The 22,986-nt window shown below is 66.9% G+C and carries 20 protein-coding genes; 8 read left to right on the top strand and 12 right to left on the bottom strand.

The window, feature by feature from the left end; translation table 11 throughout:
* Window positions 1-347 precede the first annotated feature (347 nt).
* Window positions 348-2,015: a TIR domain-containing protein gene (locus tag ACLARN_RS37470; protein ID WP_409496220.1), complete on the bottom strand. Its 1,668-nt coding sequence runs from the start codon at window positions 2,013-2,015 to the stop codon at window positions 348-350.
* 178 nt (window positions 2,016-2,193) lie between these two features.
* Between ACLARN_RS37470 and ACLARN_RS37465 the strand changes: the two genes are divergently transcribed.
* Entirely contained in the window at window positions 2,194-5,772 is a 3,579-nt protein-coding gene (locus ACLARN_RS37465; protein ID WP_409496219.1) for an NB-ARC domain-containing protein, read from the top strand.
* A gap of 67 nt (window positions 5,773-5,839) precedes the next feature.
* Here ACLARN_RS37465 and ACLARN_RS37460 read toward each other — a convergent pair whose 3' ends face one another.
* The 8 genes from ACLARN_RS37460 to ACLARN_RS37425 form a co-directional block, all read right to left on the bottom strand.
* Window positions 5,840-7,246, bottom strand: a complete 1,407-nt coding sequence (locus tag ACLARN_RS37460) for a beta-N-acetylhexosaminidase (RefSeq protein WP_409496218.1) — start codon at window positions 7,244-7,246, stop codon at window positions 5,840-5,842.
* 1 nt (window position 7,247) lies between these two features.
* Complete coding sequence (locus ACLARN_RS37455; RefSeq protein WP_409496217.1) at window positions 7,248-8,132, bottom strand: carbohydrate ABC transporter permease; 885 nt, start codon at window positions 8,130-8,132, stop codon at window positions 7,248-7,250.
* Window positions 8,123-9,082 carry a carbohydrate ABC transporter permease gene (locus ACLARN_RS37450; protein WP_409496216.1) on the bottom strand — a complete coding sequence of 320 codons (960 nt, stop codon included), beginning with the start codon at window positions 9,080-9,082 and terminating at the stop codon, window positions 8,123-8,125. The genes ACLARN_RS37455 and ACLARN_RS37450 overlap by 10 nt, the downstream gene beginning before the upstream one ends.
* Window positions 9,083-10,366, bottom strand: coding sequence for an extracellular solute-binding protein (locus tag ACLARN_RS37445; RefSeq protein WP_409496215.1), 1,284 nt, complete (start codon window positions 10,364-10,366; stop codon window positions 9,083-9,085).
* A 187-nt stretch (window positions 10,367-10,553) separates the two neighbouring features.
* On the bottom strand, window positions 10,554-11,684 hold the full coding sequence (locus ACLARN_RS37440) for a lactonase family protein (protein ID WP_409496214.1): 1,131 nt from the start codon (window positions 11,682-11,684) through the stop codon (window positions 10,554-10,556).
* Window positions 11,685-11,711: 27 nt separating this feature from the next.
* The gene (locus ACLARN_RS37435; RefSeq protein WP_409496213.1) at window positions 11,712-13,100 is read right to left on the bottom strand and encodes a GntP family permease; all 1,389 of its coding nucleotides are present in this window, start codon (window positions 13,098-13,100) and stop codon (window positions 11,712-11,714) included.
* Between the two features lie 177 nt (window positions 13,101-13,277).
* Complete coding sequence (locus ACLARN_RS37430) at window positions 13,278-14,870, bottom strand: N-acyl-D-amino-acid deacylase family protein (RefSeq protein WP_409496212.1); 1,593 nt, start codon at window positions 14,868-14,870, stop codon at window positions 13,278-13,280.
* 33 nt (window positions 14,871-14,903) lie between these two features.
* Window positions 14,904-16,208 (bottom strand): amino acid deaminase, encoded by a 1,305-nt coding sequence (locus ACLARN_RS37425; protein ID WP_409496211.1) that lies wholly within the window; start codon window positions 16,206-16,208, stop codon window positions 14,904-14,906.
* Window positions 16,209-16,358: 150 nt separating this feature from the next.
* On the opposite strand from ACLARN_RS37425, the gene ACLARN_RS37420 reads away from it, so the two are divergent.
* The 3 genes from ACLARN_RS37420 to ACLARN_RS37410 are packed head-to-tail and all read left to right on the top strand — an operon-like array spanning window position 16,359 to window position 18,441.
* On the top strand, window positions 16,359-17,300 hold the full coding sequence (locus ACLARN_RS37420) for a sugar kinase (protein ID WP_409496210.1): 942 nt from the start codon (window positions 16,359-16,361) through the stop codon (window positions 17,298-17,300).
* Window positions 17,297-18,061, top strand: a complete 765-nt coding sequence (locus ACLARN_RS37415) for an IclR family transcriptional regulator (protein ID WP_409496209.1) — start codon at window positions 17,297-17,299, stop codon at window positions 18,059-18,061. The genes ACLARN_RS37420 and ACLARN_RS37415 overlap by 4 nt, the downstream gene beginning before the upstream one ends.
* Window positions 18,058-18,441 (top strand): RidA family protein, encoded by a 384-nt coding sequence (locus ACLARN_RS37410; protein WP_409496208.1) that lies wholly within the window; start codon window positions 18,058-18,060, stop codon window positions 18,439-18,441. The genes ACLARN_RS37415 and ACLARN_RS37410 overlap by 4 nt, the downstream gene beginning before the upstream one ends.
* 43 nt (window positions 18,442-18,484) lie before the next feature.
* Here the strand turns inward: ACLARN_RS37410 and ACLARN_RS37405 are convergent, their stop codons facing one another.
* From ACLARN_RS37405 to ACLARN_RS37395, 3 genes are all read right to left on the bottom strand, one after another.
* Entirely contained in the window at window positions 18,485-19,480 is a 996-nt protein-coding gene (locus ACLARN_RS37405; protein WP_409496207.1) for a 1-aminocyclopropane-1-carboxylate deaminase, read from the bottom strand.
* A complete protein-coding gene (locus tag ACLARN_RS37400; protein WP_409496206.1) occupies window positions 19,477-20,124 on the bottom strand; it encodes a GntR family transcriptional regulator in 648 nt (215 codons plus the stop codon). Before ACLARN_RS37400 ends, ACLARN_RS37405 begins: the two co-directional genes overlap by 4 nt.
* Window positions 20,125-20,246: 122 nt before the next feature.
* Window positions 20,247-20,606, bottom strand: a complete 360-nt coding sequence (locus tag ACLARN_RS37395; protein WP_076157053.1) for a DUF1844 domain-containing protein — start codon at window positions 20,604-20,606, stop codon at window positions 20,247-20,249.
* Window positions 20,607-20,874: 268 nt separating this feature from the next.
* On the opposite strand from ACLARN_RS37395, the gene infC reads away from it, so the two are divergent.
* The 4 genes from infC (at window position 20,875) to ACLARN_RS37375 (ending at window position 22,985) form a co-directional block, all read left to right on the top strand.
* Window positions 20,875-21,450, top strand: coding sequence for a translation initiation factor IF-3 (gene infC / locus ACLARN_RS37390; RefSeq protein ID WP_143252937.1), 576 nt, complete (start codon window positions 20,875-20,877; stop codon window positions 21,448-21,450).
* 70 nt (window positions 21,451-21,520) lie between these two features.
* Complete coding sequence (rpmI, locus tag ACLARN_RS37385; RefSeq protein WP_005163285.1) at window positions 21,521-21,715, top strand: 50S ribosomal protein L35; 195 nt, start codon at window positions 21,521-21,523, stop codon at window positions 21,713-21,715.
* Between the two features lie 62 nt (window positions 21,716-21,777).
* Window positions 21,778-22,155, top strand: a complete 378-nt coding sequence (gene rplT / locus ACLARN_RS37380; RefSeq protein ID WP_125795399.1) for a 50S ribosomal protein L20 — start codon at window positions 21,778-21,780, stop codon at window positions 22,153-22,155.
* Window positions 22,152-22,985, top strand: coding sequence for a TrmH family RNA methyltransferase (locus tag ACLARN_RS37375; RefSeq protein WP_409496249.1), 834 nt, complete (start codon window positions 22,152-22,154; stop codon window positions 22,983-22,985). The genes rplT and ACLARN_RS37375 overlap by 4 nt, the downstream gene beginning before the upstream one ends.
* The last annotated feature ends 1 nt before the right edge of the window (window position 22,986 follow it).

The following is a 22,986-nucleotide window of genomic DNA, read 5'->3' as shown; positions in this document are numbered from 1 at the left end:
CGGCAGCGACCAGGGACACCTCCAGCTCGCCAGGGTGCCCACCGGCAGCCTTCGCGGACCATGGCAGTTCTGGACCGGCTCGGGCTGGTCGTCCCACGAGGAGGACGCCACCCGGATGCTGTCCGGCATCGGGACGGCGTTCTCGGTGACCCGGATCGGTACCGGATACGTGCTGATCACCATGGACACCAGCCCCGGCTTCAGCCCGGTGATGCTCGCGTACCCGGCGAGTTCGCCGACCGGGCCGTTCGGGCAGCCACGCGTTCTCTACCGGGCACCCGAAGCGAGTGACCGGCGGATCGTCTACGACGCGACCGCGCATCCGCGGCTGAGCCGTCCGGGGAAGCTCACGGTGTCGTACAACGTGAACAGCCTGGACCACGGCGACAACATCGCCGACGTACGGATATACCGGCCACGATTCGTCGAGATCGACTGGCCGCGGCCTCGGCCGCGGTGGTTCGGCGGTCCTTTCGAGATCCGCTTGTCTTCTTGAGAGCTTTGGCGACCTCAACCCGAAAGTCGGTGATTTCCGTTTGTGGGATCGCTTTGACGTCAAGTGCCCGGTGACGCTCCTTGGCTGCTTCCGCCACCAATGGATCGAGATGCCACAGGGTGTCGTCGCGGGTCGCCACCGCGCGGCTGAGTAAACCGAGCAATACGGCGGCGACATCGACGGTGGCGAAGCTCGGCGCCGCCGCGATCACACTACCGGGGAACTCGTACTGGTCGGCGCCAGAAATAAAGGTGAGAAGCATTAGCTCATCACTGCTCATGAGGTCCACGACCCGCCGGGCCCCCTCGAACACGGCATCGCGCAGCGGCCCCTCGACGGCAAGCTCGCCCCCGGCTGTGCGATAAGAGGAAAACCCCTCTCTGTTCCTGAGATGTTCTCCGAGGGCGACCAAAGCCCCTGGATTGCCGCCCAGATCGTGAATGACGTCCAGGCGACTCTTCCGGTCTATGTCGTCGTCAGGCATCCGGTACGAGTCCAGCAACTCTTTCGCTTCGGTTGAAGGCAGTGGCCCCACTTGGACGGTAGGCAGGCGGTCCCGGAAAGCGGCATCATGGCCGATGAGGATCGTGTGCGCTCCGGTCCCGCTGGGAAGCACCAGGTGGTCCAGGTGCTCGGGACCGCAACCAGGAGGAAGGTCGTCGACTATCCACAGACTGGCCGAACCGGACCTCCTGAGTGCTCGTGCCAAGGTCGCGGGAAGCCGTTCGTCCGGGACGAGACCCAGGTCCAAGCCGATGTCGTGACCGACGCGTCGGAGTTCGCCGCAATAGACGGACTGAACACGATCCAGCCTCGACTCGGCTCGGGCGAGACTCAGCCAGTGGACTCCACCGGGGAACGCGTCCCTGAACCGCCACGCGTAGTTCACGACGAGAGCGGTCTTTCCCGAGCCAGGGGAGCCCCAGACCGACACAAAGGAGCCGTAGGCGCGTTCTCTGATGACAGGATATTTGCTGGCGTGGAGTTCCGTATGGAGGCGCCAAAGTTCGCGGTGCCGTCCGAGGAACCCCTGGACGTGACGAGCCAGCCAGACGGGCCATAGATGTCCCTCGAAAGAAGGCGGCGGGCCGAGGGGCCCGTCCATCTCGCGTGTCTTTGCCGCGATCCACCGGGCAAGGGTGGCAGTCCTTGCTCGGGCCAGGGCGAACTTGGCGTCGGCCAGTTCGATCGGGTGAATATGGTCCGTGCCTGGCTCGGGGTTGATCACCAGGATCCGCCGCCGGATGGTGTCTTCCCGCTGAGCGGCCAGGAAGGCCGTCATGAGTTCGTGCTGACACGCGGGCCTGCTGCCATAGTTCGCCGAGTAATAAGCCACGAGCGTCTTCGACCCCTGCAGGGCAAGCTCGATACTCTCCGTGAGACTGTCGGAGCGCGCGATCCCGTCCTCGTCGAGGAAGACGTCCATCTTCTGTGACCGCAGCTTCTTCGCAAGGGCGCGCCCGAACTTCCTATCGCTGCCGGAGAACGATAGGAAGACGTCGTAGATCGCATCGGACAAGTTCGTTGGGTCCTCTCAGCCGACACTGGCGCAGGTGGCATCCAGTAGTCTTTCTCCCCAGAGACTTCACCATGTGTAGTGGTCGCCGCGACCTGCCATGCCGTTCCATCGTTCCCATCGGGTTTTGTAACGGCTGAACGGCTCGGGGAGGGCTTTCGCCGAGGTGACTTGCCTGACCATGGGTGAACGCTCGAGTAGAACGCGTGACCGCGAGAAGAGGGCAGCGGTGGACCGAAAAGTATTCGGGGCGAGAGTGCAGGGGTTGCGCGTCGATGCCGGCTTGTCCTTGAAAGCGTTCGGGGATCTGATCCACTACAGCAAGGCACAGATAAGTCGCGTGGAGCACGGGGTGGCACCACCGACGACTACCTTCGCCGCCGCCTGCGATCGCGTCCTGGGAACAGGTGACGAGCTGGCGCGGGCGGCCGCGGTCCTGGCCGTCGATGAACGGCGTGCCCGTGTCGAACCACCGTGCGACCTGCCGGCCGGGCCGCGCAAGCTGATCGGCCGCGACATCGAGGCGAGGGGGCTCGAACGGCATCTCCGCCCCGCCGAGCCGAGCCGCTTGCCGCGTGTTTGCGTGCTCTACGGCATGGCCGGTGTCGGCAAGACGGCGATCGCGTTATGGGTCGCCGAGCGGCTCCATCACGACTACCCGGACGGCTGCATCTACCTCGACATGCAAGGCTACAACCCGGACAGTCAGCCCTTGGGGAAGGACGAGGCACTCGTCCGTGTCCTGCGACGGCTGGGGGTACCCGGTGAGCTGGTGCCACCGAGCGAAGAGGATCGGACCGCTCTTCTCCGGCAGAAGCTCGCCGGACGCCGAGTCCTGGTCATGCTCGACAACGTCTCGAGCGCACAGCAGGTGCACGCCTTGCGCCCGCCCAACGGCAGGTCCGCGGTCATCATCGCCAGCCGTCAGCCACTGACCGTTTTGGACGCCGCCTTGCACCAGCACGTCCGGGCGCTGGAACCAGCCGACGCGGTGGCCTTGTTCACCTCGGTCGCCGAACTGGGGACGACGACGGAAAGGGGCGATCCGGCGGTCGTCCGGAAGATAACCGAGATGTGCTATCGGCTCCCCCTCGCTGTGTGCATCGTCGCGTCGCGTTTCCGGGACAACCCGGCCCGGCGGCTGGAGGACGTGGCCGCCCGCCTCGCCGATCAAGCGGCTCGTCATCATGAGTTCACCGATGGGCTGCGAAGCGTGACCGCGGTTCTGGAGGCCTCCTGCGCCACGCTGTCCGACGCGCAGCTGGCGATGCTGCAGCTCATGGCGGCGCATCCAGGTCCTCGGGTGGACGCGTGGGCGGCCGGGGCACTGGCGGGAATCTCGCCCGCCGCGGCCGAAAGCCTGTTGGACGAGCTGATCAGAGCAGGGATGCTCGAACGTCATTCCCATAGCGCGTACCGCCTGCACGACGTCCTGCGGGATCACCTGCGCCGCCCTGACGCCGAACTCTTGTCCGGTCCTGAAGAGGATTCGGCAAGGGGCAGGCTCTTCGAATACTTTTTGCACGCCGCCGCCGCGGCGGATTCCCATATCGACGAGCACCGCTATCGGCTGGAGCTCGATCTGGTGTCTCCGTCGGTGGAGACACCATTGTTCCCGGATGCCTACTCGGCGAGTAAATGGATGGAGAGTGAAGTCGACAACTTCCTTCCATTGATCCAGGAGATGGTCTCGCGGCTCGAAGACAAGGCCTGCTGGCAGTTCGCCTACTGCCTTCGAGGCTACTTTTACGCAACCAAGCAGTGGGAACTGATGACGGCTTGCTATGAGCAGGCGATGGAGGCGGCGACACGAACCGGTGATCATCGAGCGATCGCCATCGTGCTCAACAACCTCGGCCTGGCCAGCATGCAACTCGGCCGCAAGGACGAGGCGATGGAACTGTACTCGCGCGCTCAGACGGAGTTCTCCGCCGTCGATGACCGGTTCGGCGAGATGAACGTCGGAGCGAACCGGGCCTGGCTCGCTTACGAGAGAGGTGATTTCAGTCAGGGGCTGGACCTGTCGCGACGCGCCTGGGTCTTTTACCACGATCAGGCGCAGCTCGCGAACGCGGCGATCGCGCTCGATTGCATCGCGCGTTGCGAGCTTCGGCTCGGTGGGTTCGCCGCCGCGAAACTGAACTTCGAGAAAGTGCTGGTCGACTACCGGAAACTTCTCTTTCGCGACGGTGATATCGCGCAGCTCATTTCCCACCTCGCTGAAACGGAATTGCTCTTGGGTGACCTCGATGCGTCGGCGAAGCACTACCGGGCTGCGATAGACCATGCCCGATCGGGCAAAGCACAGCGAGAAGAGGCGGTGGCCTACGAGGGCCTCGGCCGGGCAGCGGCCGCGCAAGGCCGCCTGGTCGACGCCGACGCGCATCGCGCGGCGGCGATCGCCCTGTACAACGAAGTCGGTGCGGTCGCGGACGTCGAGCGGCTCCGCGGCGTGCAGATGGCTCAGGTGGGGCAGGACCACGAAGAGTCGCGAGGGGACGAGCCCCGGCCCGAGGTGACTGTCGCCGACCCTGGGCGGGTTTGTGTGCTGGCGGTCAACACCGAGTGGGCCTCGCGACACGGCGGCGGTATCAGCACCATCAACCGTGAGCTCTGCAAAGCACTCGTGGCTCAAGGGGCAGAGGTGTACTGCTCGGTCCCGAGCGCCAGTGACGAGGAGCGGCGCGACGCGGCCGCGTCAGGCGTCCACCTGGTGCATCCGCCCTCCGCGCTGGGAGCACCGGAAACCGCGTTGTCCCGGCCACCGGTCGTCACTCCGCCGATCACCCCTGATTTCGTGATCGGGCATGGTCGTAAGACCGGCGAAGCGGCCTTGTGGCTGGTCGAAGATCACTACCGGGACGCCAAGCTCCTGCATTTCCTGCATGTCGTCTCTGATCGAGTCGAAGTCGACAAACGGAGGATGGACGGAGATCCGGCCGCCCGTGCCGACGAGCGCAGCAGGCACGAGATCGAGATCGCGAAAAAGGCGCATCTGGCGATCGGGGTCGGGCCGGCGCTGAGCAACAACCTGCGGGACCATCTGCGTGGTTCCGGAGGCCCGGAGGTGGTGCGACTCGACCCGGGTTTCGATGTCTCCGAGGACGTTGCGGAAACGCCGGTGCTCAGCGACACGGTTCGCGTGCTGCTGATGGGGCGGCTGGGGAAACAAGAAGCGTGGATCAAAGGTGTCGACATCGCCGCCAGGGCTTTGGGGCATGTGCTGTCGCAGAGAGGCGCGAACGAACCTGAAGTCGAACTGGTGCTTCGCGGGGCGGAGAAAGGAGACTCCGATCGCTTGATCCACGAAGTCAAATCGTGGGCGGGCACCGATTCTCTTCGGGTGGTCCCACGGCCGTACTCTCCGGACAGCGGGGCTCTGCGACAGGACTTGCACCGTGCGAACGTCGTCATCATGCCCTCCCGCTCCGAGGGGTTCGGACTGGTCGGGCTGGAGGCGATCAAGCTCGGGGTGCCGACGCTGATCAGCAAGCGAAGCGGGTTGGGCCTCCTGCTCTCCGAAGAACAATCCGAATTGTCGGTGGATCTGTCGAACAAACTGATTCCGGTCACGGAGGAGGAGTACAAGGACACGTTGCGATGGGGAGACGCGATCGCGGCCGTCCTCGCCAATCCCAAGCCCTCGTTCGGGATGGCGAGGCTCCTGCGTGCGGAGATGGCGGAGAAGCGCACTTGGTCGATGGCCGCCGAAACGCTCCTGAAAGCGATGCGAGAAGTTCGCGGCGACAACGGGGGATGAAGGTGTCAGAGCGACATCGGTTGGGCTGCAGGTAATGGCGGCCCACCCGATGTCCATCTCTGATCAGCTAGCGAGGACGCCCAGGAACCCCAGGCCGTGTCTGCCACGGGTGCGGTCCGTCCAGCGGCCGGTACTCGACGCCCAGTGCGTCCAGCCGCGGCAGGTGGTGATCCCGCAGGCGCGGCAGGAACTCCGCGTAGTCCCGGCCTTCCGGGCTGCTCCACGCCACCTCGGCGAAAGCGCTCAACCGCGGGAAGGCGGCGTAGTCGACGCGGCGCACAGTGTCCAAGTGCTCCGCCCACACCTGTGCCTGTGTGCCGAGAATCGTCCGGTCGGCAGGGAAATCCGCGGGCACCGGCTCGTAGCCGTAGACGTCCTCGAGCGTCCGCAGATAGCCGACGGGGATCGGTTCGTCGGGGTGGTCCGACTGCCGGTGGTCCAGGTACACGTGGTCTTCCGGGCACATGACGACGTCGTGTCCGGCCTTCGCCGCGCGTGCCCCGGCTGCCTCGCTCTGCCACGAGCCGATGACCATCGGCGGCAGGTCACCCGCTTCGAGCACCTCGTCCCAGCCGAGGGGACGACGTCCTCGTTCGACCAGGTGCTGGGCGATCTCGCGGACGAACCGGCCGTGTTCCTCGGTCGCGCCGGGTACTTCGTCGCCGCCGAGCGCGATGACCTCCGACGGGAAGATCTCCAGCACGTGGTCGAAGACGCCCTTGAAGAAGTCCACAGTGGACTTCTCCGTGTTCAGCAGTGACGTGCTGATGCCCCAGCTCGTCCAGACCTCCCACGGTTCGGCGGTTTCCGGTCCGAGTTCGGGGTATGCCGCGATCGCGGCCCGTGCGTGCCCGGGGATGTCGACTTCGGGGACCACGGTCACCGAGCGCGAGTCGGCGTACGCGACGATCTCGCGGAGGTCTTCGGTCGTGTAGAACCCGCCGTGTGGCCGTCCGTCGCGTTCCGGGCCGTCGTGCCGCCCGACCATGGACGACTTCCGCCAGCCGCCGACCTCGGTCAGCTTGGGGAACTCGGGGATCTCGATCCGCCAGCCCTGATCGTCGGTCAGGTGCAGGTTGAGCACGTTGAGCTTGTGCGCGGCCAGCAGGTCGATGAACCGCAGCACCTCGGCCTTGGTCCGGAAATGCCTTGCCACGTCGAGTAAACAACCACGCCAGCCGAAACGCGGATGGTCGGTCACCACTCCGCACGGGATCGTGGCTTGTCCATTGTGGATGGACGCGGCCCGGAACGCGTCCGGGCCGATGAGCTGCCGGAGCGTCTGGCGGCCGTACAGCTCGCCCGCCGCGTCGGCCGCGTGCAGTGTCACTCCGGACGGGTCGATCTCCAGCCGGTAGCCCTCGGCTGGCAGTCCGGCATCGATGCGAACGTCCACTTCGGACGGTGCTGGACACTGTCCCGGCAGCGGTTCCACCGAGACGGGACGGGGGAGCAGAGTTTCGAAGCCAGGCATGTCAGCCCTTCACCGCGCCGCCCATGACGGACACGAGTCGTCGTTGCACGAGAATGAAGAACACCAGCACCGGGATGGTCATCAGGGTCGAGCCCGCCATCACCGCGCCCCAGTCGGTGTCCTCCGGTTTGAAGAACACCAGGATCGCCAGCGGGAGCGTCTGATTCTCGGTGTTGGAGATGATGAACGTCTTGGCGAACAGGAAGTCGTTCCAGGCGTGGATGAACGCCAGCACACTGATCGCCACCAGCCCGGGCGCCACCAGCGGGAAGAGGATCTGCCAGGTGAACCGCATCCGGCTCGCCCCGTCGATCTTCGACGCCTCTTCCAGTTCCTGCGGCACCGCGGCGACGAAGCCGCGCAGCATCCAGATCGCGAACGGCAGGCTGAACGCCAGGTGCACCAGGATCAGTGAGCCGAGATGGTTGGTGCCGAACGCCGGAGCGACGTCGCCGACCGACCGCATCAGGAAGAACAGCGGAATGGTCAGCGCCTCGACCGGCACCATCTGCGCCACCAGCACCATCACGAGCAGGACGGTCTTGCCCTTGAAATTGAACCGGGTCAGCGCGACCGCCGAAAGGAACGAAAGCAGCAGTGACAACGCCACCACCACTACGGCGACTATAACGCTGTTCAGGAAGAACAGCGCGAAGCCTTCGCCACTGAGCACCCGTTCGAAGTGTTCCAGGGTCGGCGTGAGCGTCCACGGCCGCGGGTTCTCCGCCTGGATCTGCCCGGTGGGCTTGAACGCCGAAAGCACCATCCAGTACACCGGGAACGCGACCATGCCCGCGATCACCACGCAGATGATCTCGGCGATCAGCCTGCCAGGCTTTTTGACCCGGCGGGTCTTCGGGCGGGCAGGCGCTGTCGTCACACCCATCCCGCGCTCCGGCGTTGCGACCGGACGTACAGCCCGGTGATGGACAGCAGCAGCAAGGTCATCACGACTCCGAGCGCCGCGCCGAGACCGTATTCCTGTCCGGCGAAGGCCTGTTGATAGGCGAAGACGTTGAGCACGAGGTTGCGCCCGGCCACGCCGCCGCCGTTGGTCATCACGTAGATCTGCGTGAAGATCTTGAAGTCCCAGATGATCGACTGGATCGTGGCGATGGTCAGCAGCGGCCGCACCATCGGCAGCGTGATCGACCACGTGGTGCGCCAGGTCGAAGCGCCGTCGAGGTACGCGGCCTCGATGACCTCTTCCGGCACGCCCTTGAGCCCGGCGTACATCGTCACCATGACGAACGGGAACGAGCACCAGATGACCTCGGCGGCCACCAGCCCGAACGTGCTGTAGGTGTCGAAGGTCCAGGAGTGGTTCGCCATCCCGGTGAACCCGAGACCCGAGAGCACCTCGTTCACCAGGCCGAAGTCCGAGTCGAACAGGAACAGCCAGACGTACGAGCCCGCCATCGCCGGTGTCGCCCAGGCGGCCAGTGCCGCCAGGAACAACGGGACCCGCGCCCAGGAGCGGACCCGGGTCGCCAGGACGGCCAGCCCGGTCCCGAGCGCGAGGCTGCCGACGACACAGACCGCCGTGAAGCCGAGGGTCTTGGCCAGCACTTCCCAGAACTGCACGTTTTCGAGCAGGTCGACATAGTTTCCGAAGCCGAGGAACACCAGCGGCGCGTTGCCGACGGCCTGCGGCTGGCCGTAGTCGTAGAACGAGATCAGGACGAGCTGGTAGATCGGGTACACCAGCATCGCCAGCAGCAGGATGCCGCCGGGCGCCAGGTAGAGCAGGGCGGCCCGCCCGTCCCGGCGACGGCGGGGGGACCGCCGTGCCGGGACGGCCGGAGCCGTGGTGCGGGGGATGTCTTTCGTGACCACTTAACCGAACGCCTTGTTCATCTCGGCGGCCGCGGTGGCGAGTGCGGCCGCGGGGTCCTTTCCGCCGGTCGCGATCTGCTGGATCGCGGTCGGCAGCACGTTCTGCGCGTCGATCTTCGACCACGCCGCGGTGGCGGGGACGAACTTCGTGCCCGCGGTGAGCGTGTCGACGAACGGCTTGACCGACGGGTCGCTCGCGGCGACCTTCTGCTGGACACTGCCGAGCGTCGGCAGGTTGCCCATGGCGATGTACATCTTCTCCTGGTACTTCGCGCCACCGAGCAGTTCGGTGAACTCGACCGCGAGGCTCTTGCGCTTGGTCGCGTTGAACACGCCGAGCAGGTTGCCGCCCGCGAACGCCGGGGCGACCTTGCCCGCCTCGGTACCCGGGATCGGGATGATCGCGTACTTCCCCTTCGCCTGACCGGCTTCCACGGCCTTGCGGTTGAAGTCACCACCGATCGACATACCCGCCTTGCCGCCCGCGAACGCCGTGATGCTCTGCGTCCCGGTGAGGTTGGCGCACTGTTCGGGCGGGCAGATGTCCGCCTTCAGCAGGTTCGCGTATGCCGCCACCCCTGCCTTCGACTGCTCGGAGTCCACAGTGGACTTCCACTTGTCGCCGTCCTGCTTGGCGATCTCGCCGCCGTGCGCCCACAGGAACGGCAGCATCGCATAGGTGTACTTGCCACCGACGGAGATGCCGTACAGCTCCGGCTTCTTGGCGCGGATCGTCCGCGCGGTCTCGGTCAGTTCCGCCAGCGTCGTTGGCGGCTTGAGGCCGAGCTCGGCGAAGAGGTCCGTGCGGTAGTACAACGCGCGGATTCCGGTGAACCAGGGCAGACCGTACGTCTTGCCACCGGACTTGGCCGTTTCCAGTACGGCGGGAAGGATGTCGGAACCCTCCTTCCACGACGACAGGTCACCGGTCAGGTCGGCCAGCGCGCCGGTGGCGGCGTAGCTGGAGACGTCGGTGTTGCCGAACTCGGCGACGTCCGGCGCGCTGGCCGGATCGTTGAAGGCACCGGAGAACTTGTCCGCGCGGCCTTCCACCGGGATCCACTGGACGTCGACCTCGACCCCGGAATGCGCCGCCTTGAACTCGGCGATCGCCTCCTTGACCGCGGCCTCCTTCGGTGCGCGGTTGGCCTCGTCGAACAGCCAGACCCGGACCGTGCCGGTCTTTTCGTCACCGCCGCCCGCGGCGGGGGTGTTCTGCGCCGGCGCACAGCCCGCGACGAGGCCGATCGCCGCGAGGCCCGCGATGAGGACGCGAGTTCTCATGGGAGTTTCTCCTTGTCATCTGGTGGTGAACCCGCGTCCGCGATCGACGTCGGCAAGGCGCTGCCTGGTCATTCACGTCGCGGTGGCAGGTAAGGCGCCCTGCCACCGCGATAGCGGGGCCTTCGGCCGGGCGGGTTCACGCGTCGGCCGCCTATCGAGATATATCTTCAGCTCCGCCAACAGGTCCTTATGCGAAAAAGACGGAATTGACCTGGGGGAGTGCCAGCTTCCCGGCGACCGCGCCGGGAAGACCGGTGTCGGGATCGCGCGGCAGCCAGCTGAGGGTGCCGGACTTGTCGCTGGAGACGTAGAACCAGCGTTCGGTCGGGTCGAGGGTGAAGTGGCGTGGGTAGACGCCGCCGACCGGCGCGTTGTTCAACAGCTTCAAGGACTTCCCGTCCTCGCCGACGCCGAACGAAGCGATCGTGTCGGAACCGCGCACCGACGCGTAGACGAACCTGCCGTCCTTGGCCGTGGTGATCTCGCCCGGATACTGCGCGCCGGGCGTGCCAGCCGGAACGGCCGGGACGACCTGTCCGGCGGTCAGTTTCCCGGTGGCCGGGTTCCACGCCGCGATGGTCACCTCGGCACGCAGCTCGCCGAGGATGTACGCGTACTTGCCGCCTCTGTGGAACGCGAGGTGCCGCGGTCCGGCGCCCGACGGGAGCTTCAGCTGCTGGTTCAGCTTGAGTTTCCCGGTGGCGACGTCGAGTTGGTAGACGTAGACCGAATCGGCGCCGAGGTCGACCGAGAGCACCCATTTGCCGGTCGGGTCGTTGACGACCTGATGCGCGTGCGCGTCCCGCTCGGCGCCCTTGTGCTGGGCAAGATCGACGACGTCGCCGAGTTTCCCGCCCACGAGGATCGGGAGCACGACGACGCTGCCACTGCTGTAGTTCGCGGCCAGCACGTACTTCTGGCTCGAGTGGACGGTCAAATGCGTCGGGTGCTTGCCCTTGGCCGACTTCTTGTTGAGCAGCTTGGGTTTCGCCGGATCGGCGAGGCTGAGCGCGGAGATCTGGCCGTTCTCGTCCTCGTTGGTCACATAGAGCGTCTTGCGGTCGGCGCTGATGTCGAACCAGGAGGCGTTGCTGACCCCCGGAATCGTCCGGTCGACGACCAGCGCGTTCGTGGTCGCGTCCCGGTGAGCGACATCGAGTCCGTGCCCGGAACTGGTGTAACTGCTGACGTAGATGGCCCCGGTTCCCTTCGGTCCGCAGGTCTGTTCGGAAGCGTTCGCGAGGTGAGAACCGAGAACGGTGGTGAGTCCAGCCGCTCCGACGGCGCCGAGGAAGGTGCGTCGATCGAGTCCGGTCATCGTGATTTCTCCCAGCTTTCAGGTGGTTTAAACCACTGCCATGAGCAATGCTGCCACGCCGAAACCGGAAACGGAAAGGACGGTTTCCAGGACGGTCCAGGTTTTCAGGGTCTGTGGCACCGTCATGTTGAAGTACCGCGAGATGATCCAGAAGCCGCCGTCGTTCACGTGGGAGGCGATGATCGACCCGGCGGAAATCGCCACGACCAGCAGTGCGAGCTGCATCTGCGAGTAGCCGAGCGTCGCCACCGTCGGCGCGACGATACCGCTCGTGGTGACGATCGCGACGGTTGCCGAACCCTGCGCGATCCGCATCCCGCAACTGATCACGTAGGCCGCCAGGATGACCGGGAGACCGGCGTTGTCGAGGGAACCCGCGACAGCCTTGCCGATGCCCGTCGCGGACAGCACGGCGCCGAAGAACGCGCCCGCGCCGACCACCAGCAGGATCATCGCGACCGGGCGCAGCGACTTCGCCGAAAGCTCGCTCAAATCCTTGCCGGTCAAGCCTCGGCGCAGGCCCAGCAGCCACGACGCGAGCAGCACCGAGATCGTCAGCGCGACCGCCGGAGTGCCGATGAACGCGGCGACACCTGCCGGAGCGGAGTTCTTGGGAAGCCAGATGCTGCCGAAGGTCCCGGCGAGGATCAGCACCAGCGGGACCGCGATGATCGACGCCACCAGCTTGAGCGACGGTGGGTTCTCCTCCTTTTCGCCTTCCTCTTCCGCCACGAGGAATTCCTCTGGGACCCGCACGTCGATGCGCTTGCCGATCCAGGTCGAGTACGCGACGCCGCCGACGAGGAACGCCGGGATACCGCAGACCAGGCCCATCAGGATGATCCAGCCGAGTTCCACGTGCAGCAGACCGGCCGCGGCGACCGGGCCGGGGTGCGGCGGAAGGAACGCGTGTGTGATGGAAAGACCGGCGAGCAACGGCAACGCGTACAGCACCAGCGAACGGCCGCCCTGTTTGGCGGCGACGTAGACCAGCGGCGCCAGCACGAAGATGCCGATGTCGAAGAAGACCGGGATACCGAAGACGAAACCCGCGAGACCCATCGCGAGCGGGGCCCGCTTCTCACCGATGGCCCGCAGCAACGCGCCCGTGAGCACCTTCGCTCCGCCTGAACGCTCCAAAATGGACCCGAGGATCGTGCCGAGGCCGATGATCGCGGCGATATGCCCGAGGATCCCGCCGAAACCCTTTTCCAGCAGGGATTCCGACGCCTTCTGCGCGGAGCCGACGATCTGGCCGACCGGCAGGCCTGCGGCCAGCGCGGTCAGCAGGCCGACCACGATCAGCGCGATGAAAGGCTCCAGCTTGACCTTGATGATGAGGAACAGCAAAACCGCGATCGAGACTGCGGCGAGGGTCAGGAGACCTCCCGTCGAATGTTGGAGCCAGTCGATCATCGGGCACTCCCGGGGTTCCGCAGTGTCTGTTGGTGAACCCGCGACCGCGATCGACGTCGGCAGGACGCCGCCAGGTCGTGCTCGTCACGGTGCGCGGGAAGGGCGTCCTGCCACCGCGATAGCGGGGCCTTCGGCCGAGGCGGGTTCATGTGTATGGTCACTTTCGTCAGGTACATCTCAGCTCCGCCGACCAGCTCTCAGCGAATGGCCGGCGAGGGCGCCGGTCGGTTGACCATCGTCGATGGCGGCGACACCGTTGACGAAGACATAGGGGATACCGGCGGCCTGTTGCCGCGGTTCGTCGAACGTGGCCGTGTCGGCGACGGTTTCCGGGTCGAACAGCACGAGGTCCGCCGCGTATCCGGCGCGGACGAGCCCCCGGTCGGTCAGCCGCAGGCGGTCCGCCGCACGGCCGGTGAGGTGCGAGACGCATTCGGCGAGGTCGAGAACACCGAGTTCGCGGACGTAGCGCGCGAGGTACCGCGGGAACGTGCCCCAGGCGCGGGGATGCGGCCGCGCGCCGACGAGGAGGCCGTCGCTGCCGCCGGTGTGCGTGCGGTGCCGCATGATCGCCTGGACGTTCTCCTCGTGCCCGACGTGCATCAGGCAGGACGTGCCGAGCTTTTCCGAGAGCAGGACGTCGAAGTACAGTTCCGCGGCCGGTTTCCCGGCACGCTGCGCCGAAGCGGCGACGGAATGCCCGACGAGGTGCGAGTTCTCGTCACGGCGGACGCCGTTGATCTCGATGGCTTCCCAGTCGATCGGCACGCCGTGGGCGCCGTCGGAACCGGTCTCCTCGATCTCGGCGCGGATCCGCTCACGGGTGTCCACATCGGACAGCCGGGTGATGGTGGCGTCCAGTCCGCCTTCGGTCGACCAGCTGGGCAGCAACGCGGAAAGGTAAGTGGCGCCGGGAAGATAGGGATAGGTGTCCAGCGTGATGTCGCAGCCGTCGTCGAGCGCCTGGTCGAGCAGCTCCAGCAGCTGGGGCGCCTTGCCCTTGTTGACCGAGAAGTTCATCGTCGCGTGCGCGAGGTGCAGCGGGCAGCCGGACCGGCGGGAGACGTCGACCATCTCGCCGAACGCTTCGAGCGCGCCCTTGCCGTAGCTGCGGTGGTGCGGACTGTAGAAGCCGCCGTTCTCCCCGACGACCTGGCACAGCTCGACGAGTTCCTCGGTGGTCGCGTACATGCCCGGCGTGTAGGTGAGCCCGGACGACATGCCCATCGCGCCCTCGGCCAGCCCAGTCGCGATGAGTTCCTTCATCGCGTTCATCTCGGCTTCGGTCGCGGGCCGGTCATCCCAGCCGACGGTGAGCATGCGGACAGTGCCCTGCGGCACCAGGTAGGCCGCGTTGACCGCGACCCCGGTGTCGAGCCGGTCGAGGTATTCCCCGACCGAACGCCAGTTCCAGTCGAATCCGGCGGGGTCGTCGTTCCAGCCGGCGAGCTGCTGGCGCAGCGCAGTGAGGACGTCGTCGTTCACGGGCGCGTAGGAGAGCCCGTCCTGCCCGAGCACTTCGGTCGTGACGCCCTGGGAGAGCTTCGCGAGGTGATCCGGGTTCGCGAGCAGCTGGAGGTCGGAATGCGAGTGCATGTCGATGAACCCGGGCGCGAGCACGAGTCCTTCGGCGTCGATGGTGCGGCGGCCCGCGAGCGAGCCCGGTTCGGCGACACTGGCGATCCGGCCGTCGGTGATGCCCACGTCGTGCCTGGTGAGCGGATCCCCGGTGCCGTCGGCGACCAGTGCGGAGCGGACAACGATGTCCATGGCGATTCTTCCTCTGCGGCGGTGGAGGACGGATCAGAAATGGGTGCGGACGAAATCGAGCACGGTCTCGCCGTCGGGGCCGACGACCGGGATGAGGGGCCATTTGTCGAACACGGTGCACGGATGCGACAGGCCGAGTGCGATCCAATCGCCGACCTCGACCGGCGACGACGCGGGCAGCGTGAGGAAGGCATGCTGGTCGTTCATCTTCTGGATGGAATGACCTTCGAGCGCCGACGGTGGCCCGTCACCCTTGCGGATCAGGCGCGGCTCGGGCATTCCTTCGTCGAAGGACGCGTCCCGTTTGCCGATGGTGAGCAACGCGAGTTCGTCCGTCGGCTTCGACGTCACCTGCGCCCAGGCGCGCAGCGCGGGACGGAACGAGGCGACGCCGCCGATGCGCGGGTTTTCGCCCAGCGGCGAGATCACCCGGTAGAAACCGTCGTCGTGGGTCACGTACGCGCCGCTGCGCAGGATCGGCAGGACGTCCAGGTCGCCCCAGTCCTTGGTGAGCTCGTCGGCGACCCGGTCGAAGTAGGCGCTGCCGCCGCCGGTGACGATGATCTGACCGGCGTCGTCGAGCAGGCCCTTTTCGGAGAAGGCGAAGACGAGTTCGCGCAGACCGTCCACATAGGAGCTGATCAGCTGGAGCGACTTCTCGTCGGTGTGGTGGGAAAGCGCGCCTTCGTAACCACCGGAACCACGCAGCCGCAAGGCCGGGCTCGCGTGGGCGGCTTCGGCGACGGCGAGCGCGGTGTCGGTGTCACGGACACCGGTCCGGCCACCCTCGGCGCCGAGTTCGACCAGGACGTCGACCTTGCGCCGGGCGCCGCGCAGGGCCTCGGTCATCAGCTCGACACCGCGAACCGAGTCGACCCAGCAGACGAACTCGAAGTCGTCGTCGGAGTCCAACTCCGCGGCGAGCCACTTCAGGCCCGACGGGTCGAGTAGCTGGTTCGCCAGCAGGATCCGGGAGACGCCGAAAGCACGGTAGATCCGCAGGTGCCCGGCGTTCGCGCAGGTGATTCCCCAGGAGCCGTGCCGGAGCTGCCGCTCGAACAGTTGCGGCGCCATCGTCGTCTTGCCGTGCGGGGCCAGCGCGATACCGCGTTCGGCGCACCAGTCGGCCATGGTGCGGAGGTTGTGCTCGACGGCTTCCTCGTCGAGCACCACGAATGGGCCGAAGAAGCCGTCGTCGAACAGCTTCGCGCCGCGAGCGGCGGCCTCGCCGATCGTGAGTCCGGACAGCGAAGGCGCCACCGAGCGGAAGCGCCAGTCGACGCGCTCCTCCCGGACGGCCGCGACCGCTGCGGAATCGATGGTGCCGGCTTCGAACATGAGGTTCACCTCGGTTGCGTATGTTGCAACGGACGTTGCGCATATTGCGTGGGATAGGTGTAGCATCCGGTCCGCTAGAGGTCAACGGGGTGACGACGAGGAGACGCGGAAGTGACAAGCGCGCCCGACGTTATTTGCATCGGGGAGTCGATGGCCTTGTTCGTACCGGCCGAACCAGGGCCGCCCGACGAGGTACGGAAATGGGTGCGGACGATCGGCGGAGCCGAATCGAACGTCGCCTGCCATCTCCCGGCGCTGGGGTTCGCCAGCGCTTGGGTGAGTGCCGTCGGCGACGATCCGTTCGGCCGCGCGCTCGTGCGCGAGATCGCCGGGGCGGGGGTGGACGTCAGCGCGGTGCTGGTCGACCCCGCGCGCCCGACCGGGCTCTACATCAAGGAAAGCGGCGCGCACGGCAGTCCGGTGCGCTACTACCGCAAGGGCTCCGCGGCGTCCGGAATGGACGCCACGCTGCTGGGGAAACTCGATCTCGACGGGGTTCGCGTGATCCACCTGTCCGGGATCACGCCCGCGCTGTCGGATGGCTGCCTCGACCTGGTGCGGGCACTGCTGGAGCGGCCGCGTGGGGACACGCTGGTGTCGTTCGACGTGAACTTCCGGCCCGCGCTGTGGACCGGGCGCGACCCGTCGGTGCTGGCCGAACTGGCTGCCCGTGCCGACATCGTCCTGGCAGGCGACGACGAGGCCGAGCGGGTGTGGGGGACCGGCGATCCCGAGCGGCTGCGCGCCGCGGTGCCCGGGCCGAAGACGCTGGTCGTCAAGCACGGGGAGCGCGGGGTGACGCTGATCGACGGCGACGAGGCGCCGCTGTTCGCGCCCGCGTTGCAGGTCGACGTCGTGGAGCCGGTCGGTGCCGGTGACGCGTTCGCGGCGGGCTTCCTCGCCGCCACCCTGCGCGATGACGATCCCGCGACCCGGCTGCGGCGCGGACATCTTCAGGCCGCGGCCACTTTGCTGACCCACGACGACGTGGGGACGCCGCTGCCCGAATCCGTCGTCGAGGCCCTGATCGGTGCGGATGAGGCATCCTGGGCGTCGGCGAAACTGACGGACAAGGGATTGGTGGGCGTATGAGTCAGAGTTTGGACAGGGCGCTCACCTTGTTGAGCGGACTCGCCCGCGAGGCGAAGACGCTGGATCAGCTCGCCGAAGAGATCGGCGTGCACAAGTCGACCGTGCTGCGGCTGCTGCGCACCCTGGAGTCGCACCATTTCGTGCGCCGGGAAGGACAGCGGTACTACCGTCTCGGCAGTGCCCTCTTCGATCTCGCACAGCAGGCGCTGGAAGACCGCGACGTCCGCCGCAGCGCGCAGTCCGCGCTGGCCGGGCTCAACGCGCGTACCGGGCACACCATCCACCTCGCGTCCTATGAGGACGGTGAGGTGGTCTACATCGACAAGTTCGAGGGCAGGCATTCGGTGCGGATGTACTCCCGTATCGGGAAACGTGCCCCGCTGCACTGCACGGCCGTCGGCAAGGTGCTCGTCGCGGCGATGACGCCGGAGAAGCGGGCGGACGTGGTGTCGAGGATCGACTTCTTCGTCCGCACCCCGAACACGATCACCACGCCGTCGGCCTACGAGACCGAACTGGATCTCGTCGCCGACCGCGGCTACGCGGTGGACAACGCCGAGCACGAGGACTTCATCCACTGCATCGCCGCGCCGGTCCGCGGCCCCGGCGGCGTGGTGCTCGCCGCCGCGTCGATCTCGGTGCCGAAGGTACTGCTGGACTACGACGGCCTGATGGGGCTCGTGCCCGAACTGGCCGCCGCCGCCGAAGAAGCTTCCGTCCACAGTGGATGGACGGGGAACCGAAAGGAGAAGTTGGAATGAGCAAGACCGCGATCAGCACGGAGAACGCGCCGAAGCCGGTGGCCGCGTTCTCGCAGGCGGTCCGCAAGGGCAACATCCTGCAGGTGGCCGGCCAGGTCGCCTTCGACCCGGCCACCGGCGCCATCGTCGGCGAGACCGTCGGTGAGCAGACGGAGCAGACCTTCAAGAACATCGAAGCGGTGCTCGAGGCCGCCGGTTCGAGCCTTGCCGACGCGATGATGGTGCGCGTGTACCTGACCGACGTCGACCACTTCGGCGCGTTCAACGAGGTCTACAACAAGCTGATCGGCGAAGCGCCGCACCCGGCCCGCACCACCGTGTACGTCGGCCTGCCCGCCGGCCTGCTGGTGGAGATCGACGTCCTGGCCGTGGTGGACTAGTCACGCGTGTTATAAACGGTCCGTTCATAACAGCCAGCTCCCGCTATAGCACGCTCGTGTACCCGTTCAGCGCGGGCTGCCCGCCCAGGTGCGCGAAGAGCACGTTCGACTCACGCGGGATCTCACCCCTGCCGACGAGGTCGATCAGGCCCGCCATCGACTTGCCTTCGTACACCGGATCGGTGAGCATGCCCTCCAGCCGCGCCAGCGTCCTGATCGCGTCCAAAGTGGACTCGTCGGGAATACCGTAGATCCCCGCGTGGTACCGCTCGTCGAGTTCGACCTCGCTGATCTCACCGGCGCCGATCAGCTCCGCGGTCGCTCGCGCGATGCGGGTGATCTGGTCGCGGGTCTCGGCCGGTTTCGCCGAACCGTCGATGCCGAGGATCCGCCGCGGCTTCCCCGAAAGCGCCGAACCGGCGACCATCCCGGCCTGCGTGCTGCCGGTGACCGAGCAGACGACCACCGTGTCGAAGAAGACGCCGAGTTCGGCCTCCTGCGCTTCGAGTTCGACGATCCAGTTCGCGAAACCGAGCCCGCCGAGGCGGTGATCCGACCCGCCGGCCGGGATCGCGTACGGCTTGCCGCCGTCCGCTTCGATCTCCTTGACCGCGTTCTCCCAGCTCTCCTTGAAACCGACGCCGAACCCGGCCTCGACCATCCGGATGTCCGCGCCGAGAATGCGCGAGAGCTGGATGTTGCCGACCTTGTCGTACAGCGGGTCGTTCCAGTCGACCCAGCTTTCCTGCACCAGCACGGCCTTGAGCCCGGCCCGCGCGGCGGCCGCGGCCACCTGGCGGGTGTGGTTGGACTGGACGCCGCCGATCGAGATCAGCGTGTCCGCGCCCGAGGCGAGCGCGTCGGCGACCAGATATTCGAGCTTCCGCGTCTTGTTACCGCCGAACGCGATGCCGGAATTGACGTCCTCGCGTTTCGCCCAGACCTTCGCACCGCCGAGGTGGGCGGTGAGTCGTTCGAGCGGATGCACGGGGGAGGGGCCGAACAGCAGCGGGTAGCGCGGGAAGTCGGTGAGGGTCATGGCGTCTCCAGTAGGGCTTCGAGGTCGGTCCAGATCGTGGCGGTGATCGAGCAGGCCGCGTCGACGTCGCCCGCTTCGATGGCGTCGGCCAGCTCCGCGTGGCGCTGCACCGACCGGTGCGCGGGCAGCGAGCCGAAGCGGGCGTATTCGAGACGCCGGAGCAGCGGCGTGTAGCGGGCCAGCGTCGCGGCGACCGCCCGGTTGCGCGCGGCGGCCACCGGGACGTCGTGGAGTTCGTCGTCGGCGGTGATCGCGGCCGCGACGTCCCCGGCGGCGACCGCTTCGGCGAACCGGGTGTTGGCCGCGCGCATCGCCGCGACTTCGGCGGCACCCATCCGTGGCACGCCCACCCGGACGGCGAACTCGTGCAACGCCCTGACCAGCTGCAAGGCGTCGCGGACATCATCGGGCACGAATCCGGCGACGCGCGTGTAGCTCTGCGGCTTCGACTCGACGAGGCCGTCCTCGATGAGGCGGAGCAACGCCTGGCGAACCGGCGCCCGCGACAAGCCCAGCTGCTCGGCGAGGTCGCCGTCGCGCAGGTTCGTCCCCGGCGGCAGCGTCCCGTCGATGATCGCCCGCCGGATGTTCTCGTACGCCTCGTCCCTGAGGAGAGACCTCGGCACCTTCGCTAACCCACTCACATCTGAAATGTTAGCTGTCAGTGCTCTAGTTGGGTAGCGGCTCGTGAGATGAACGGGGCTTTCATTGCAAATTTTGCAATGAAAGCCCCGTTCATCTCACGGGTATGAGCGGGAGACCAGGCTTAGTAGACCGGTCCCGTGTACTTCTCGCCCGGTCCCTGCCCAGGAGCGTCCGGCACGGCCGAAGCCTCACGGAACGCCTTCTGCAGTGACTGGAGGCCGTCACGCAACGGGCCCGCGTGCAGGCCGAGGTACTCTGCCGAAGCGGTGACCAGCCCGGCGAGGGCGGTGATCAGTCGGCGGGCTTCGTCGAGGTCGCGGTGGGGTGAGGCGGCCGGATCCTCGTCGGCGAGACCGAGGCGTTCGGCGCCGGCGGAGAGCAGCATGACGGCCGCCCTGCTGATCACCTCGACGCTCGGGATGTCCTCCAGGTCGCGGACGTCCGGGGAATACGGGGGCTGCTGAACGGGTTCATCTGACACGTCTGGTACCCTTCCACGAGCGACCAGCCCCCGAGTGATCGGGGGCGGCAAGTGGAGCCCCGCTCCCACCCGCGTCACTGCCGCAACACCAGGTGTCCGGGTCCGGTCTCGCCAAGACGATTTCGGGCGTCGAGGCGGTGTGTTCGGTTCTGGAGACTGAACGCGATCGGAAAGAGTGGGCCTCGTGTACCTCACGGTACCGAGGCCTTCGGTATGTGGGCACCAGGTCGAAACGGTAGAAGAATTTACCTCGAACCAGGGAGGCCCCATCAGTTCCGAGACACGCATCAACGACCGAATCCGGGTACCGGAGGTCCGCCTTGTCGGACCCGCCGGTGAACAGGTCGGCATCGTCCGGATCGAAGATGCGCTGCGGCTGGCACAGGAGAACGATCTCGACCTCGTCGAGGTTGCTCCGCAGGCACGCCCGCCCGTATGCAAGCTCATGGACTTCGGCAAGTTCAAGTACGAGAGCGCGCAGAAGGCCCGCGAGTCCCGCCGCAACCAGCAGCTCACCGTCATCAAAGAGCAGAAGCTGCGGCCGAAGATCGACCAGCACGACTACGAGACCAAAAAGGGTCACGTGTCCCGCTTCCTGGCGGCTGGCAACAAGGTCAAGGTCACGATCATGTTCCGCGGTCGCGAGCAGTCCCGGCCGGAACTCGGTTTCCGTCTGCTGCAGAAGCTCGCCGACGAGGTGACGGAACTCGGTTTCGTCGAGTCGTCGCCGAAGCAGGACGGTCGCAACATGATCATGGTGCTGGCCCCGCACAAGAACGTGAAGCCGCCCAAGGCCGCGAAGGCAGCCAAGGACGAGTCGTCCGAGCCGCCCGCCGACGCGTAAGCGCCGACAAGCACCTGTCGCGGCACACCGGAGATTCCCGGTGTGCCGCCACACGAAAGAGGACAACGCAATGCCGAAGATGAAGACGCACAGCGGGACGTCGAAGCGAGTTCGCGTCACGGGCACGGGCAAGCTGCGCCGCCAGAAGGCCGGCCGCCGCCACCTGATGGAGAAGAAGTCCAACAGGCTCACCCGTCGTCTCGAAGGCACCACCGAGATCGCCAAGAACGACGTCGGCCGCGTCAAGCGCCTTCTCGGCCGCTGACACCCCGCACTTTGTAAACGCCGGGCGCGCCAGCGCGCCCCCAGATCGACAGGATGGACCCAGTGGCACGCGTCAAGAGGGCTGTCAACGCCCAGAAGAAGCGTCGCGCGACTCTCGAGCTCGCCAGCGGCTACCGCGGCCAGCGTTCGCGGCTGTACCGCAAGGCGAAGGAGCAGACGCTTCACTCGCTGAACTACGCCTACCGGGACCGCCGTGCCCGCAAGGGTGACTTCCGTCGGCTGTGGATCACCCGCATCAACGCGGCCGCCCGCGCCAACGGTGTCACCTACAACCGCCTCATCCAGGGCCTCAAGGCCGCGGGTGTCGAGGTGGACCGCAAGATCCTCGCGGAACTCGCCGTCAACGACGCCGCCGCGTTCACCGCGCTGGCCGAGCTGGCCAAGGCGAACGTGAACACCGAAGAGAAGAAGTCGGCCTGACCGGCGAGAGCGCTCTTCAACGACCCGGGGCTGCTCCGTTCACCGAACGGACGCCCCGGGTTGTTGCTGCGCGCAAGCTCACCCGCCGGGCCGAGCGTGATAAAGCGGGCCGGTTCCTCGCCGAGGGCGCGAACGCCGTCGAAGCGGCGCTCGAACACGGCGGCACGGTGTACGAGCTGTTCGTGACCGAACGCGCCGCCGCACAGCACGAGCGCCTGCTCCTCGCCGCGCGTGAGGCGGGCGTCCCGGTTTCGCCGATCACCGACCGCGCCGCCGATGGGCTTTCCGAGACCGTGACGCCGCAAGGCATCGTCGCGGTCTGCGCGCTCGTGGACCGTCCACAAGAGACGGTTTTGAAACCGGGTGCGAAGCTCGTCGTCGTCCTCGTCGACGTCGCGGACCCCGGGAACGCGGGCACCGTGATCCGCGTCGCGGACGCCGCCGGCGCCGACGCGGTCGTCCTGGCGGGCGACAGTGTCGACCCGCACAACGGCAAATGCGTCCGCGCGGCCGCCGGCAGCCTGTTCCACCCCGCCATCACCCGGATCCGGGACGTCGACGCGGCCTTGAAGGCCTGCTCCGCCGCCGGTCTCCGCACGTTCGGCGCGCACGGGTACGCCGACACCGAACTCGACCAGGTGACCTTCGACGAACCCACCGCCTGGGTGTTCGGCAACGAGGCGCACGGATTGCCCGAGGACGTCCTCGGCGCCGTCGACCTCGCGGTCAAGATCCCGATGTACGGCCGGGCCGAAAGCCTGAACCTCGCGACAGCGGCGGCGATCTGCGTCTACACGAATGCGATGGCTTCGCGGCGTACCACCACGTAGA

The organism is Amycolatopsis sp. cmx-11-12, from assembly GCF_046269425.1.
In the GTDB taxonomy this organism is placed as follows: domain Bacteria; phylum Actinomycetota; class Actinomycetes; order Mycobacteriales; family Pseudonocardiaceae; genus Amycolatopsis.
Note: the sequence above shows the minus strand (reverse complement) of the source record. Positions and strands in the feature narration are given on the sequence as shown.